General features: G+C 67.9%; 11 protein-coding genes. 8 read left to right on the forward strand and 3 right to left on the reverse strand.

Annotated features, from left to right (window positions below; all coding sequences use genetic code 11):
- The 6 genes from ACZ5MC_RS18915 to ACZ5MC_RS18940 all read left to right on the forward strand — a co-directional run bounded on the left by ACZ5MC_RS18915 (position 1) and on the right by ACZ5MC_RS18940 (position 8,171).
- A complete protein-coding gene (locus ACZ5MC_RS18915; RefSeq protein ID WP_464516495.1) occupies positions 1–1,083 on the forward strand; it encodes a DUF3187 family protein in 1,083 nt (360 codons plus the stop codon).
- 184 nt (positions 1,084–1,267) lie between these two features.
- Positions 1,268–1,963 (forward strand): TetR/AcrR family transcriptional regulator, encoded by a 696-nt coding sequence (locus tag ACZ5MC_RS18920; RefSeq protein WP_306602046.1) that lies wholly within the window; start codon positions 1,268–1,270, stop codon positions 1,961–1,963.
- Positions 1,956–3,101 (forward strand): efflux RND transporter periplasmic adaptor subunit, encoded by a 1,146-nt coding sequence (locus ACZ5MC_RS18925; RefSeq protein WP_306602047.1) that lies wholly within the window; start codon positions 1,956–1,958, stop codon positions 3,099–3,101. Before ACZ5MC_RS18920 ends, ACZ5MC_RS18925 begins: the two co-directional genes overlap by 8 nt.
- A 13-nt stretch (positions 3,102–3,114) precedes the next feature.
- Positions 3,115–6,267 carry an efflux RND transporter permease subunit gene (locus tag ACZ5MC_RS18930; protein WP_306602048.1) on the forward strand — a complete coding sequence of 1,051 codons (3,153 nt, stop codon included), beginning with the start codon at positions 3,115–3,117 and terminating at the stop codon, positions 6,265–6,267.
- Complete coding sequence (locus tag ACZ5MC_RS18935) at positions 6,267–7,679, forward strand: efflux transporter outer membrane subunit (RefSeq protein WP_306602049.1); 1,413 nt, start codon at positions 6,267–6,269, stop codon at positions 7,677–7,679. Before ACZ5MC_RS18930 ends, ACZ5MC_RS18935 begins: the two co-directional genes overlap by 1 nt.
- Positions 7,680–7,751: 72 nt before the next feature.
- Complete coding sequence (locus ACZ5MC_RS18940) at positions 7,752–8,171, forward strand: hypothetical protein (RefSeq protein ID WP_464516496.1); 420 nt, start codon at positions 7,752–7,754, stop codon at positions 8,169–8,171.
- Between the two features lie 26 nt (positions 8,172–8,197).
- On the opposite strand, the gene ACZ5MC_RS18945 is transcribed toward ACZ5MC_RS18940, so the two are convergent.
- Positions 8,198–8,848 carry a pentapeptide repeat-containing protein gene (locus ACZ5MC_RS18945; protein WP_464516497.1) on the reverse strand — a complete coding sequence of 217 codons (651 nt, stop codon included), beginning with the start codon at positions 8,846–8,848 and terminating at the stop codon, positions 8,198–8,200.
- Positions 8,849–9,081: 233 nt separating this feature from the next.
- Positions 9,082–9,660, reverse strand: coding sequence for a hypothetical protein (locus tag ACZ5MC_RS18950; RefSeq protein ID WP_464516498.1), 579 nt, complete (start codon positions 9,658–9,660; stop codon positions 9,082–9,084).
- A 581-nt stretch (positions 9,661–10,241) separates the two neighbouring features.
- Between ACZ5MC_RS18950 and ACZ5MC_RS18955 the strand changes: the two genes are divergently transcribed.
- On the forward strand, positions 10,242–11,051 hold the full coding sequence (locus tag ACZ5MC_RS18955) for a class I SAM-dependent methyltransferase (protein ID WP_464516499.1): 810 nt from the start codon (positions 10,242–10,244) through the stop codon (positions 11,049–11,051).
- A gap of 89 nt (positions 11,052–11,140) precedes the next feature.
- Here the strand turns inward: ACZ5MC_RS18955 and ACZ5MC_RS18960 are convergent, their stop codons facing one another.
- A complete protein-coding gene (locus ACZ5MC_RS18960) occupies positions 11,141–13,084 on the reverse strand; it encodes a hybrid sensor histidine kinase/response regulator (protein WP_464516500.1) in 1,944 nt (647 codons plus the stop codon).
- Between the two features lie 268 nt (positions 13,085–13,352).
- Between ACZ5MC_RS18960 and lgt the strand changes: the two genes are divergently transcribed.
- Positions 13,353–14,213 (forward strand): prolipoprotein diacylglyceryl transferase, encoded by an 861-nt coding sequence (lgt, locus tag ACZ5MC_RS18965; RefSeq protein ID WP_464516501.1) that lies wholly within the window; start codon positions 13,353–13,355, stop codon positions 14,211–14,213.
- Positions 14,214–14,607: the final 394 nt, after the last annotated feature.

The raw sequence follows: 14,607 nt of genomic DNA on the forward strand, positions 1-14,607 counted from the left end.
ATGGCCGGCAGGCCGGGGGCCCTGGCCCTGGGCCTGGCGGCGGGGATCGCCCTGGGGGCCCAGGAGTTGGAGCCGGGGCCCTCCCCCACCCGCGAGATGTTCCCCCTGTTCCTGACCACGATGGTCTACCAGCCGGTGGATCCCTCCCCCCTGGGCCGCGGGCGGTGGCGGGCGGATCTGGACCACATGCGGGCCAACACCTTCGAATTCTCGGACGTCTTCAAGGGGGCCCCGCCGGGGACGGCTTCGGGCCGGATCGCCGTCACCCGGGAATTCGCCGAGGCCACGGCCGCCGCCCATGCGGGACTGCCCGTCCTGTTCTACTTCGACGAGGAAGTGCTGCGCACCTCCCTCAAGGTCCGGGCGGGACTTTCGGAACGCACGGAGGTCTGGGCCGAGCTCCCCTTCATCAGCCAGGGCGGGGGGGGCCTGGACTCGGCGATCGAGGGTTTCCACAGCCTGGGATTCAAGCAGTTCGGCCGGGACCGCGTCCGGAAGGACCAGCTGACCGTGGCCGTCATGGCCTACGGCCGGCTGCAGTTCTATAGCGACCGGCCGATGCGCGCCAGGGTCCAGGATCCCACCTTCGGGCTCATGCACCGGTTCCTGGCGCGGCCCGGCCTGGACCTGTCCCTCTATGCGGCCGTGAAGCCCCCGCTCACGACCCTGTATGGCGTCTACCGCTCCGGGTGGGACCATGGCCTCGGCCTGACGGCCCGCTGGCGGGCGGCGCCGCATCATGTCCTCTACGGTGGCGTGGGCGTCATCCGGCGGCCCAGGGGCACCCTCGCCTTCACGACCCTGCCCTTCGGGAGGATGGCCGGGGGCTGGGGCGGGCACGCAACCTGGGAATACCGGCGCTGGAAACGGCTCCGCCCCTTCGTGCAGCTCTACGCCCAGAGCGGCTTCCTGCCGGAGCAGCCCTCCCAGAACCTGCACCGCCCCAGCCTGCAGCACGATGTGGGGTGCCGCTGGCTCCTGCGGGGAAACGCCGCCCTCACCTTCCGGTACCTCAACAACATCACCCACAACGAAAACACCGCCGACATGGGCCTCGGCCTGAGCCTGACGGCCGCCTTCTGAGGCGGGGGGGCGGACACGTATATCGTACGAACGAACAATTTGAGATCCCCCGCCGGGGGAAAGCCGAATGGTTGTTCCGTCACCAACCCATGCACCAAGAAAGAGGATCCGGAAAGGGCCTTGCATTGCTTAAACGATCGAACTAGTCTGTGAATCGGTCGTTCGACCAATCTGGTGGTTCTCCATGGACGCCCCAACCCCGACACCCAACCCCGATACCCGCGATTCGCTCCTGGACGCGGCCCTGGCCTGCTTCGCGAAATACGGCTACGACGCGACCTCCATCCGCCTGATAGCTTCCCTGGCGGGTAAGAATTCCTCCCTCATCTCCTACTACTTCAAGAGCAAGGAAGGACTCTACCGGGATGTCTTCAAGCACATGCTGGCCCGCTTCCAGGGGTGCGAGCCGGTGGACCCCCCGGAGACGCCCCTGGCGGACCCCCGGGAGCGGCTCAATCACCACTTCCGGCGGCTCCTGCGCCAGGTGGAAGAGCACCTGCGGTCCAAGGATCCGCTCCAGCACCAGGCGGCCCGGCTTTTCATGGCCGAACTGCACGGCCCGAAGGACGAGGTCAAGGACCTGATCCTGGCCCGCATCGCCCCGGCGGTGGCGGAGATCCGCGCCTGCCTGTGCGAGCTCCGCCCCGGCCTGACGGAACCGGAGCTCGCCTTCTGGGGAATCACCCTCCAGGGCATGTGCATGGCCCATTCCGTCCACAGTGAACTGAACAAGCTCGTCTGGCCCAACGCCGACCACGCCCTCTCCCTGGAGGAGATGGCGGACCGGCTCACGGACTTCGCCTGCAAGGGCCTCGGCGCCCCTGGCCCCATCCCCCACGACCCCCCTCCCGGCCTGCCCAAGGAGCCCCTCCATGCCTAGATCCATCCGAGACGAAGCGGTTCTTCTCTCCTGCGCCGCCGTGGCGGTCCTCCTGACGACGGGATGCGCCAAGGAGGCGCGGCCCGCCTCCATCCCGGAAGTGGCGGTGGTGACCCTGGCGCCGGAGCGGGCCGTGCTGACCTCGGAGCTGCCGGGACGGGTATCGGCCCTTCTCATGGCCGAAGTGCATCCCCAGGTGAACGGCATCGTCCAGAAGCGGGTCTTCACGGAGGGCGGGCTGGTCAAGGAAGGCGACCTCCTCTACCAGATCGACCCGGGCCCCTACCAGGCCGCGCTGGACACGGCCTCGGCCGCCCTGGCCCGGGCCGAGGCCAACCTTCCCGCCGTCCGCAAGCGGGCCGAGCGGTTCAAGGACCTGGCCGCCTCCAACGCCGTGGGCCAGCAGGACTACGAGGACGCCGCCGCGGCCCACAAGCAGGCCGAGGCCGAGGTTCTGGCCGGCAAGGCCGCGGTGGAGGCCGCCCGCATCAACCTGCGCTACACCCGCGTCACCGCCCCCATCTCCGGGCGCACCGGCAGGTCCGCCGTGACCCCGGGCGCCCTGGCCACGGCCTATCAGGGCCCGGCCTTCACCACCATCCAGCAGCTGGACCAGGTCTTCGTGGACTCGCCCCAGTCCAGCGCCATCCTGATGGAGCTGCGGCGGAACCTGGAGTCCCGGCGCATCCAGGGCGGCTCGGCCGAACAGGCCAAGGTCAAGCTCCTCCTGGAGGACGGGACGCCCTATCCGAAGCCGGGCGTCCTGAAGTTCTCGGACGTGACGGTCGATCCCACCACCGGGTCCCAGGTGCTGCGCATGGTCTTCCCGAACCCCGGGCAGGTCCTGCTGCCGGGCATGTACGTGAGGGCCGTCGTGGAGGAGGGCGTGGCCGAGCAGGCCATCCTCGCGCCCCAGCAGGGCGTCACGCGGGATCCCAAGGGCAACGCCATCGCCATGGTGGTGGACCCCGCTGGCAAGGTCGAGCAGCGCACCCTCAAGGTGGACCGGGCGGTGGGAACCCGGTGGCTGGTCCTGGACGGCCTAAGGGCCGGGGACCGGCTGATCCTCGAAGGGTTGCAGAAGATCAGGCCGGGCATGGCCGTCAAGGTCGTGCCCTTCACCGCAGCGTCGAAGTAGGGGAGCCGGAACCATGGTCAATTTCTTCATCGACCGGCCCATCTTCGCCTGGGTCGTTGCCATCGTCATGATGCTGGCGGGCCTCCTGGCCATCAAGACCCTGCCGGTGTCCCAGTACCCCCCCGTCGCGCCCCCCGCCATCTCCGTGGACGCCTTCTATCCCGGCGCCTCCGCAAAGACCGTGGAGAACACCGTCACCCAGATCATCGAGCAGAAGATGACGGGCCTGGACCGGCTGCTCTACATGTCGGCCAGCAGCGACTCCGCGGGCCACGGCAGCGTGACGCTGACCTTCCAGCCCGGCACGGACCCCGACGCCGCCTGGGCCAAGGTCCAGAACAAGCTCGAGCTGGCCAAGCCCCTCATGCCCCAGGTCGTCCAGCAGATGGGCATCACGGTGTCCAAGTCCACCAAGAACATCTTCATGATCGTCTCCATCACGTCCTCCAACGGCGCCATGAACGCCGACGACCTGCGGGACTACATGGCCTCGAACATCGAGAACGTGCTCAGCCGCGTGGAGGGCGTGGGCGAGGTGACCTCCTTCGGCACCCAGTACGCCATGCGCATCTGGCTCAACCCCGACCGCATGGTGGGCTACCGGATCACCCCCGACGACGTGCGCCAGGCCGTGAAGGGCTACAACGCCCAGATCTCGGCGGGCCAGGCCGGAGGCCTCCCGGCCCTGAAGGGCCAGCGGCTCAACGTCACCGTGAACGTGCAGGAGCTCCTGCAGACCCCCGAGCAGTTCGGCGCCATCCCCCTGCGCATCAACGCGGACGGCTCCACCATCCGGCTGCGGGACGTGGCCCGCACGGAGCTGGGCACCGAGTCCTACGAGAGCGACACGCGGCTCAACGGCCAGCCCGCGGCGGGCATGCTGATCCGCCTGGCCTCGGGCGCCAACGCCCTGGACACCTCCAAGCTCATCAAGGCCAAGATGGACACCCTGGCCGCCTACTTCCCCGAAGGCGTCCGGGCCGAGTACCCGTACGAGACCACGCCCTTCGTGTCCGTGGCCATCAACGAGGTGGTGAAGACGCTCATCGAGGCCGTGGTCCTGGTCTTCCTGGTCATGCTGCTCTTCCTCGGGAACTTCCGCGCCACCCTGATCCCCACCATCGCCGTCCCCGTGGTGCTCCTGGGCACCTTCGCGGTGCTCCAGTACGCGGGCATGTCCATCAACATGCTCACCATGTTCGCCATGGTGCTGGCCATCGGCCTCCTGGTGGACGACGCCATCGTGGTGGTGGAGAACGTCGAGCGCATCATGCACGAGGAGGGCCTGTCGCCCCTGGAGGCCACCCGGAAGTCCATGGGCCAGATCACCGGCGCCCTGGTGGGCATCGGGCTGGTGCTCTCGGCGGTGTTCGGCCCCATGGCCTTCTTCGGAGGGTCCACGGGCATCATCTTCCGGCAGTTCTCCTTCACGCTGATCACGGCCATGCTGCTGTCGGTGGTGGTGGCCCTGGTGCTCACGCCCTCGCTCTGCGTGAGCTTCCTCAAGCCCGTGCCCAAGGGCCACGAGGCCGCCGAGACCGGCTGGAAGGTCACGCGTCCCTTCTTCCTCTGGTTCGACAAGGCCTACTACCGGCTGAACGACTTCTTCGTCGCGCAGCTGGGGCGGGTGCTGGCCAAGCGCATGCGCTACGTCCTCGTCTACGGCCTGATCGTGATCGGCACCGGCCTGCTCTTCATGCGCCTGCCCACCGCGTTCCTGCCCGAGGAGGACCAGGGCATCCTGATGACCATGATCCAGCTCCCCGCGGGCTCCACCATGGAACAGACCCAGAAGATCATGAAGGAGGTCCAGGAGCACTTCCAGGTGGACCAGAAGGACGCCGTGGCCTCCTGCATGACCGTGGCCGGCTACAGCGTGGCGGGCCGGGGCCAGAACAACGGCATGGCCTTCGTCAAGCTCAAGGACTGGCACCTGCGCAACCGCCCGGACCTCAAGGCCGAGGCGGTGGTGAGCCGGGCCATGCGGGCCTTCGGCCCCCGCCGGGACGCCATGGTCTTCGCCTTCGCGCCCCCGGCCATCCTGGAGCTGGGCAACGCCACCGGCTTCGATTTCCAGCTGCAGGACCGCGGCGGCGTGGGCCACGATAAGCTCATGGCGGCCCGGAACCAGCTGCTGGGCCTGGCGGCCAAGGACCCGGCCCTCAAGGCCGTGCGCCCCAACGGCCTGGACGACCAGCCGGAATACAACGTCAGCGTCAACCAGGACCACGCGGGGGCGCTGGGCGTTCCCCTGCCCGCCATCAGCGACACCCTCGCCAGCGCCTGGGGCGGCTCCTACGTGAACGACTTCATCAACCGCGGCCGGGTCAAGCGCGTCTACATGCAGGCCGACGCCCCGTTCCGCATGCAGCTGGAGGACCTGAACAAGCTCTACGTCCCCAGCCGCAGTGGCAGCATGGTGCCCTTCTCCGCCTTCTCCACGGGCAAGTGGTCGTACGGCTCGCCCAACCTCCAGCGCTACAACGGCTTCCCCTCCATCGAAGTCCTGGGCGAGCCCGCCAGGGGCAGGAGCACCGGGGACGCCATGCTGGCCATGGAGAGCCTCGCCACCCAGCTGCCTCCGGGCATCGGGTTCGAATGGACCGGCCTCTCCTTCCAGGAGCGCCAGGCGGGTTCCCAGGCGCCGGCCCTGTACGCCGTGTCGGTGCTGGTCATCTTCCTGTGCCTGGCGGCGCTCTACGAGAGCTGGACGATCCCCTTCTCGATCCTGCTGATCCTGCCCCTGGGCGTCATGGGCGCCGTCCTGGCCACCTGGTCGCGGGGGCTCTCCAGCGACGTCTACTTCCAGATCGGCCTGCTGACCACCCTGGGCCTGGCCGCCAAGAACGCCATCCTCATCGTGCAGTTCGCCCAGGAGCAGATGGCCCAGGGGGTGGGCCTCCTGGAGGCGGCGGTGGAAGCCTCGCGCCTGCGGCTCAGGCCCATCCTCATGACCAGCCTGGCCTTCACCTTCGGCGTGCTGCCCATGGCCATCACCCGGGGGGCCGGCGCAGCCGCCCAGAACGCCATCGGCACCGGCGTCATCGGCGGCATGATCACCTCCACCGTCATCGCCGTGTTCTACATCCCCCTGGCCTTCATCCTGGTCAGCCAATTCTTCACCAAGAAGCGCCCGGATGACGGGTCCACCGGAGAGGCTCACTGATGAAACCGACCCAAGGCCTTTCCCTCCTCATGCTCGCGGTCATGGGCGGCTGCATGTCCATGGCGCCCCGGTACGCCACGCCGCCCCGCCCCACCCCCGGCCAGTGGCCGGCCGCCTCCCAGGCGACGGCGGCCGGCAAGGCGGTCCCCGACGTGGCCTGGCAGGACTTCTACGTGGATGCGCGGCTGAGGAAGGTCCTCGACCTCGCCCTCGCCAACAACCGCGACCTCCGCGTGGCCGCCCTGAACACGGAGAAGGTTCGCGCCGCCTACCGCATCCAGCGGGCGGAGCTGCTGCCCTCCATCAACGCCGCCGCGGTGGGCAGCCGGCAGCGCATCCCGGCCAGCGTGTCCTCCACCGGCCAGGCCATGGTCGCCGAACAGGACTCCGCCACCATCGGCGTCACCGCCTGGGAACTGGACCTCTTCGGCCGGGTCCGGAGCCTCAAGAACCGGGCCCTGGAACAGTACCTCGCCACCGAACAGGCCCAGGCCGGCGCCCGGATCTCCCTCCTCGCCGAGGTGGCCAACGCGTACCTGACCCTGGCCGCCGACCGGGACGGACTCCGGCTCGCCAAGGAGACCCTCGCCAGCCAGGAGGCCACCCACAAGCTCATCCGGCGCCGCTTCGAGGCCGGGGTCTCCTCCGAGCTCGACGCGCGGCGCGCGGAGGTGGGGATGGAGACCGCCCGCGCGGACGTGGCCGCCACCACCCGCATGGTGGCCCTGGACGAGAACGCCCTGACCCTCCTGGCGGGCGCGCCGGTCCCCGCCGACTGGCTTCCCCAGGGGCTGGACGGGCTGGCCCCCCTGCAGGACTTCACGCCCGGGCTCCCCTCGGAGGCCCTGATGCGCCGGCCGGACATCCTCATGGCCGAGGCCCAGCTCAAGGCCAGCAACGCCAACATCGGCGCCGCCCGCGCCGCCTTCTTCCCGCGCATCTCCCTCACCACCGGCTTCGGCACCATGGGCAGCGAGCTCTCCGGCCTGTTCAAGACGGGGTCGGAGACCTGGTCCTTCACCCCCCAGATCGTCCTGCCGCTCTTCAACACGGGCGCCACCCTGGCGGGCCTGGACGTGGCCAAGGCCGACCGCGACATCAGCCTGGCGCAGTACGAGAAGGCCATCCAGGTGGCGTTCCGGGAAGTGGCCGACACCCTGGTCCAGCGGGGCACCCTCGGTGAGCAGCTGGCCGCCCAGGAGGCCCTCACCCGGGCCCTGGAACGCACCTTCCAGCTGGCCACGATGCGGTTCGAAGCCGGCGCCGACGGCTACCTGGGCGTCCTGGACGCCCAGCGCTCCCTCTACGGGGCCCAGCAGGGCCTCATCGCCCTTCGCCGGGCCCGGGCCGGGAACCTCGTGACCCTCTACAAGGTCCTGGGGGGCGGGCGGCCCGGGAAGGACGGGAAGTAGCTCCTTCAGTCCCCCATTCCAACGGAGTTCAACGTGAACCTCCATCGCCTCCAACGGAAAGGAAACACAAACGTGGTCATGGCCGAACTGGAGCGCCTGGAGAAGGCCTGCGACGCCGGGACCCTGAGCCGGGAGGCCTACCTCGCGTCCGTCTCCAAGGTCCAGGACCTGGCCTACCGGAAGGACGTCCGGCCCTTCCAGGACCGCGCCGCCTGGGCCTCCCTGGCGGGTCTCGTCCTCCTGGCCTGCTGGGCCGCCGCGGAGCACCTGTTCCCCGACGTGGCCGAGGCCCTGGGCGACGGGTTCGAAGCCGTCGCGCTGCTGGGAATCGCCGCCCTGCTCTGCGCGGTGGCGTTCCTCCTGGCAGCCATGAAGCGGGAGGCTGATGATGTCCGGTGGTTCGGCGCCCTCCGGCGGACCCTTGTGGAGGGGGGTCGCCTGGTCGACTATCTGGAACAGGGCAGCCGGGAATCGTCCGATTCCACCGCATAGGCCGTGCTCGTTGCGAGGCGGCCATCCTAATGGATCACCTTGAGCCCCATCAGCCCCGCGAGGTAGGCCGCCTGGGCCGGCTCGACGATCGCGCCCTTCAGGTCCTCGATCCGGACCCGGAGCCCGGTGATCCCCGACCCCCGGAAATCCGTCCCTTCAAGCCGGGCGAAGGACATCTGGGCCTCCCCCAGCTCGCAGTCCTGGAACACGGCCCCCCGCAGATCCGCCTCCTGGAAGGAGCACCCGCTCAGGTTGCAGCCCTGGAACCGCACGGACTTCAGGATCGCTCCGCGGAAGTGCGCGAAGGACCCGTTGCAGTTCTCGAACACGGTATTGCGAATCAGGGAGCCCGAAAGGTCCAGGCCCACCATCCGGCACCCCTCCAGCCGGGTCCTTCCCAGATGGGCCTTGAGCCAGGCGGCGTTGGCCAGGTCGCAGGCCTCCAGGCGCACCTCCGTGAGGTCCAGCCTGGACAGCCGGGAGCCGGCCAGGTTGACCCGGGTGAGCCTGCTCCGGGTGAAGGTTGCCAGGGTCGCGGCCTGCCCGCTGAAATCCAGGCCCTCCATCGCCACCCCCTCCACCGTCGCCTCGGAGGCCAGCAGGGCCTCGCCCATGAAGGGGACGGTCTGGAAAGGGCGGGAGCCGGAAGGGCTGGGGGAGGAAGGCCGTCGTTGCATCTGGCACCTATTCTTGCACGCTGGCGGTAACGGCTTCCGGGCTCGGCTGCCTGAAGAGGGGCCCGCGGGCCCATCAGGGCGAGGCGGGCTACTCGTGGTAATCCGCGTAGGTGACGGTGCCCCCGGAGGAGGCGGATATTCCTTGGATGCATCGCCTCTTGTCAGGCTCATGGCCCCTGGCCTGAGCCCCCCGGCCCTTTCCGTGCGCCCGTCGGAGCCGGGCGCATGAAGGCTCAGCGTTCCCGCGATTCCTCGTCCGGAAACCGGTAGGTGGCGGCCGTAGGGCACTCCCTTCGGAGTTCCGCCCCACGGGCCACCCGTTCTTCAAGCCCGGAGGGCTTCCGCACGAGGATGAAACCCCGCTCGTCGAACCTGTCCGGGTCACTGTCGCACACCGCCCTCACGGTCAGGGGGCGCGGCTTCGTGGCGGGGCTGGAAAAGGGCGGATAGTAGAGGGCCACGAGATGGCCAGGCCGCGCCCCGGCAAGGCCGCGGAACGTCCCTCCTTCCCCTGGACCCAGCACGGAACCGCCTTCACGAACCTCGAACCGGCAATCCGCCGGGGACGCACCGGTCACTTCCGCGTCGAAGTAGTAGTAGCTTCTCGCCAGGGACGCGCCTTCGTCGGCGATGGCCAGGACTTCCTGGTCCCCGGGCGCGCAGATGACCACGTCCTGGACCGCACCGGCCTCGGGGAACGGGTTGATCGCGCAAGCCGGAACGCCGAGGCCGGCCGGTCGAGCCGCTCCAGCTTCAACGAGCTGCTGGGTGTCGCCCGCGAGGGCCGCAAGGATGAGGGCTGCTTTGAACATTCGGTGACTCCTTAGGAATGCGGGTGGTTGGAAATGGCCCTCGGTGCCCCTCGGCCGCAAGGTGCCTGTCCGGTTCGCACATTGAAACGTGTGCGGATTTCCCGGCACTGGTTCCAGGCCATGACATCGGGACCGGCAGGATTGGGCAGGTTTCCACCGCCTGGCCAAGGAACGTATTGCCCCTGGGAGACACCCCTTGTCGAGCCTCGTCCCCGGGGGACGGGGTGTTCCTGGGCTCAGGAACCTGCATGGAGAAATGGATGGCACGTATGCAATGGCCAGGAGCGGCATGGGCCCTGTGCAGCCTCCTGGGCTGCCGGGGAGTGCGGGCGGCCACGGCCGAGGCCAGGGCCCATGCCGAAACCATCAGCCGGTGCCTGGAAGCCCGTGGCATGCGGCGCGCCCCGGGCGGGGCGGAGGGCGCCGCCCGGGTCCTGTTTGATTATTCCCTCGGTCCCGGAACGACCGTGCGTCATGGCCGATGGGTCACCCGGTACGTTGATGGTCGGCTACGGTTCAAGGGAACCGGCATCCCTCAAGCCTCATCCAACCGCTAGCGAGGCTCAGCCATGGAGGTGCCGATGGAGGATCCGGCGGGAGAAGCCCATTCCAGCTGGGAGCGGAATGCACCGTGGTGGGACGACCGGATCGGCGACGGCAATGCCTTTCAGTGCCAATTGATCGAACCTGCGACCCTGCGCCTGGCGGCGCCCGGGCCGGGAATGCGGATCCTGGACATCGCGTGTGGAGCGGGGCGCATGGCCCGGCTGATGGCAGCCGAGGGCGCCCAGGTGACCGGGATCGATTTCTGCGAGGGCTTTCTCGACCGGGCCCGGAGGCGCACCGCACCGGAGGCGCCGATCGACTACCGGCTTCTGGATGTCACCGACCGGGGCCAGCTTGCGACCCTGGGCGGAGGCCGCTTCCAGGGCGCCGTGGCCACCATGGCGCTCATGGATCTGGCCCGCATCGATCCGCTGTTCGAGGAGCTGCCGGGCCTCCTGGAGCCGGGAGGCTTCCTTGTCTTCTCCATCCTGCATCCGTGCTTTTCCGGGTCCGGAACGGAGATGTTCGTCGAGGAACGCCTGGTTGACGGCCGCAGCCAACGGTCCGCTGGCCTGAAGGTCACCCATTACCGGAACGCCACGGCCTTCCGGGCGGAGGGGATCCGGGGCCAGCCGGAGCCGGGGCTCCATTTCCACCGGTCCCTGGAAACCCTCCTGTCCACCGCATTCCGGTGCGGGTTCATCCTGGATGGGCTGGAGGAGCCCGGCTTCCGGACGGCCAGCGACAGGTTCCTCGAATGGGAGAACATGCCGGATCTGGCCCCGGTGCTGGTCTGCAGGTTGAAATCCCATCGACCCGCGGGCACGGGGTTCCCCCGGGATTGACCCGGCGTTTCCACGGCGCCGGCTCATCCGACAGGGGCCGCAGGCATCGGGAATACCGCGGGATGCCGAGCGGCCCGAAAAGGATGGGATTAAAGCAGAGGATCGACCGGTTCCAGCGAGTGCCGGATCACGGCCTCGAACTGTGTGTGCTGGTAAGGTTTGGGCAGAAATCCCGCGAGGCTGTCGCTTGGCAGTTCACCCACGGCCTCCTTCTCGTTGTAGCCGGAGGAAAGGATGACGGGGACCGCCGGGGAGATCTCCCGGATCTGCTGGAAGGCTTCGCGTCCGTCCATGTTGGGCATGGTGAGATCCATGAGAACGAGGGTTATCTCGGCCTTGTGGAGTCTGAAGACATTGACGGCGTCGAGACCATCCACCGCCTCGATCACCTTGAAACCGAGCCGGACCGCGAGGGCCTTGGCGACATTCCGGGCCGAAAGGTCATCATCGACCACCAGCATGGTGCCCAGGAGGGGCTGGGTGTCCAGGTGGACCTCCGTCACCGGGGCCGGTTCCGTGGAATCAGCGGCAGGGAGGAACACCCGCATGCAGGTGCCATGCCCCGGCTCGCTGTAGACCTTTATCGAGCCTCCATGGCTGGTGAGGATCCCCAGCAGGGCGGACAGCCCCAGGCCTCTTCCCGTGAACTTGGTGGTGAAGAACGGATCGAAAATGTTGCGGATGGTTTCCGCGGACATGCCGCAGCCGGTGTCCGTGACTTCGAGCGTCACGTAGCGGCCCGGCTTGATGGGGCTGATGGGCGCGAGGGTGGAGATGTCCGGAGCGTCCAGGACGCGATCCCCGGTGCGGATCATCACCACGCCGCCCTGTTCCATCGCTTCCGAGGCATTGGTGACCAGGTTCATGACCACCTGCTGCATCTGGGTCGGGTCGGCGGTGATTTCCGGCACCTGGGGGGCCAGATCGCAGTGGATGACGGCCTTTTTCGAGATGGAGAGGGACAGGAGCTGGCTCATCTCCGTCACCAGCCTGTTCATGTCCACCGGGGCGATGACCGTCTTCCCCTTTCCGGCGTAGGCAAGCATCTGCCTGGTGAGATCCGCGGCCCGGAGGGAACCCTGCTCGATCTGGGCCAGGAAGGCCTGGGTGGGGCTCCCGGGGGGCAGGGAGAGGGTGGCGAGGTTGCAGTTCCCAAGGATGCTGGTCAGGAGGTTGTTGAAATCGTGGGCGATCCCTCCCGCCAGGACCCCGAGGCTCTCCAGCTTCTGGGTCTGCCGCTGGGCCTCCTCGGCGATCTTCCGGGCCGTGATGTCGGCGCGGATGGCGACGAACTGTTCGATGTGGCCGGCCTCGTCCATGAGCGGGACGATGGTGGTATCCACCCAGTAGAAGGTCCCATCCTTCGCCTTGTTCTTGACCTCGCCCTTCCAGACATTGCCGGCCTTGATCGTGGTCCACAGGTCCCGGAAAAAGGCCTTGGGGTGGTGGCCGCTGTTGATGATCCGGTGGTCCTGGCCGAGCAGCTCGCTTCGCGGAAACTTGGAAATTTCGCAGAAGTAGTCGTTGACGTAGGTGATCCGGCCCCGGGCATCGGTGACCGCCACGATGGCGTGCTGGTCCAGCGCCCGCTTGAAATCCCGCAGTTCCTTCATGGCCGAGGCCGTGCGAGCGTCAATCTCCTCCCGGGAGGCCGAATCCCGGGCATAGCCGAGCACCACGCCATCCCCCTGCTCCTGGGCGAACCGGCAGACCTGGGAGACGGCAACCCCGTTCTTGTCCATGAAGTGAACTTCCCGGCGCGGGGCTTCCTTGCCGCTCCGGACCTCGTCCAGCGCCTGAAGGATGACCCTCTGATCCATCGGGGAGATCAGGTCCAGGATCGACTTCCCGTGGATCTCGACCGGCTTCCATCCCCAGCAGGACTCCCCTGCCGTGGCCACGCAGTCCAGGGCCCCCTGCGGGTTGAGGGAGAAGAAGACCTGCCCGTCACCAGCCAGGCCCCACCGCTGCATGGCCCGCTTGGCGTGGGCGTTGGATCCCTCGGATCGGTAGGTGAGTGAAAGTCGGCCCATAATGTCCAAGCATCGGCCGGGCGGATAATGAAACAAGGTCTCAACATCATAAATATCAATACGAATTCTATCGCTGATTTATTAAATTATCAGCGTAGGGCCTGGGCTTGATCCATGGACCCTGGTCGTTCCGCGGCAGGGGTGACCGGCGTCCGGAGGATCGAGAAGCACGGCAGGAATCCGCGGGCCTGAAACCTGGCGGCCCCGCTCGACCAAAAGGTTCCCCGGATCGCCCCTGGCGTATGACACTGGCTCAAGGGAGAACGCTGTGTGGCCCATTCACCTCGACCTTGGATTCAAGGTCGTCCACTTCTACGAAGGATTCTATTTCATCATCGCCATCCTGACGGCGACCGTCCTGGCGGCCCACCGCCTTAGGAAGACCGGCCTGGGGACCGCCGTCTTCCTGGACGGCCTCCCGTGGATCCTGCTGAGCGCCATCCTCGGGGCCAGGCTCTTCGATTTCCTGTTCTGGGACCTGAAGAGTCTCCTTGCCCATCCCCTCTCCTTCTTCCTCATCTGGGAAGGGGGCCTCTCCATCACCGGGGGCCTGGCCGGTGGCGTCACCGCCGCCTTCGTATGGTTTCGCAGGGCGAAGGTAGATTTCTGGCAGACCTTTGCCATTGCCAGTCCGGCCGTCCTTCTAGGGCAGGCCGCCGGTCGTGTGGGATGCTTCCTGAACGGCGATGCCTGGGGCGTCCCCACGGCGCTCCCCTGGGGTGTTCCGCTGCCGAAATACGGAACCATCCTCCCCTGGATGACCCGCGACCCCAGCGCCCCCAGCGACGCGTGGACCTGGTGCGCCGGGCGGCATTTCATCCCGCCCACCGCCCTGGCAACCGTTCCCCTCCACCCCACCCAACTCTACGAAGCCCTGGGGGACCTGGCCCTGGCTGCCATCGTCGTCCTCCTGGCCCGGAAGGCCGCCGCGGGGGAGACGTCCTGGCCACGGATCTTCTGGTGCCACCTCGGCGGATACTCGGCCCTGCGGTTCGGGCTGGAATTCCTCCACGGGGACCGGGATGCCCTGGTCTGGGCGGGCATGACCGCACTGCAACTCGGGCTCGTGGGGTTTTCCATGGTGGCCGGCGCTCTTTTCCTGCGTGACGGGCACCCTGCCCGGCGTTGATCCTGGCGGAGTCGAGTCTCGATGAGGTCAGCAAAGGCAGGATCGACATTCATCACCAGCGAGGCCAGGGATCTGGGCCCTTCCTGTCCCGACTCCCGTTGAAGGGGCAGTGCCATCAGGTCCCCGCCCCCCCTGCGGCCTGGTGCCCTGGTATGGAAAGAACCGGTCGTAGGAATTCATCGGCCATCCCGCCCTTCCCGCACCAGGCGGAGCACGGCGTGTCTGGGCTGGGTTCGCCGTTCCCGGAGGAGCAGCCCGAAAGGTTTTGGGCCAAGGCCAGCATCCGGGCCTCGGAGGGCGGGGCCTCGATACCCCGTTCGACCTTGCTGAGGTGGAAGGGTTCGACGCCGACCATGGCGGCAAGCCCCCGCACCGAGAATTTGGGGTCGCCGAG

The organism is Mesoterricola sp. JemC181 (assembly GCF_055384585.1).

What these genes read in the sequence shown, in the direction of transcription:
- ACZ5MC_RS18915 (WP_464516495.1), top strand. Translation starts at nt 1, where the DNA reads ATGGCCGGCAGGCCGGGGGCCCTGGCCCTGGGCCTGGCGGCGGGGATC.
- ACZ5MC_RS18920 (WP_306602046.1), top strand. Translation starts at nt 1,268, where the DNA reads ATGGACGCCCCAACCCCGACACCCAACCCCGATACCCGCGATTCGCTC.
- ACZ5MC_RS18925 (WP_306602047.1), top strand. Translation starts at nt 1,956, where the DNA reads ATGCCTAGATCCATCCGAGACGAAGCGGTTCTTCTCTCCTGCGCCGCC.
- ACZ5MC_RS18930 (WP_306602048.1), top strand. Translation starts at nt 3,115, where the DNA reads ATGGTCAATTTCTTCATCGACCGGCCCATCTTCGCCTGGGTCGTTGCC.
- ACZ5MC_RS18935 (WP_306602049.1), top strand. Translation starts at nt 6,267, where the DNA reads ATGAAACCGACCCAAGGCCTTTCCCTCCTCATGCTCGCGGTCATGGGC.
- ACZ5MC_RS18945 (WP_464516497.1), bottom strand. Translation starts at nt 8,848, where the DNA reads ATGCAACGACGGCCTTCCTCCCCCAGCCCTTCCGGCTCCCGCCCTTTC.
- ACZ5MC_RS18950 (WP_464516498.1), bottom strand. Translation starts at nt 9,660, where the DNA reads ATGTTCAAAGCAGCCCTCATCCTTGCGGCCCTCGCGGGCGACACCCAG.
- ACZ5MC_RS18955 (WP_464516499.1), top strand. Translation starts at nt 10,242, where the DNA reads ATGGAGGATCCGGCGGGAGAAGCCCATTCCAGCTGGGAGCGGAATGCA.
- ACZ5MC_RS18960 (WP_464516500.1), bottom strand. Translation starts at nt 13,084, where the DNA reads ATGGGCCGACTTTCACTCACCTACCGATCCGAGGGATCCAACGCCCAC.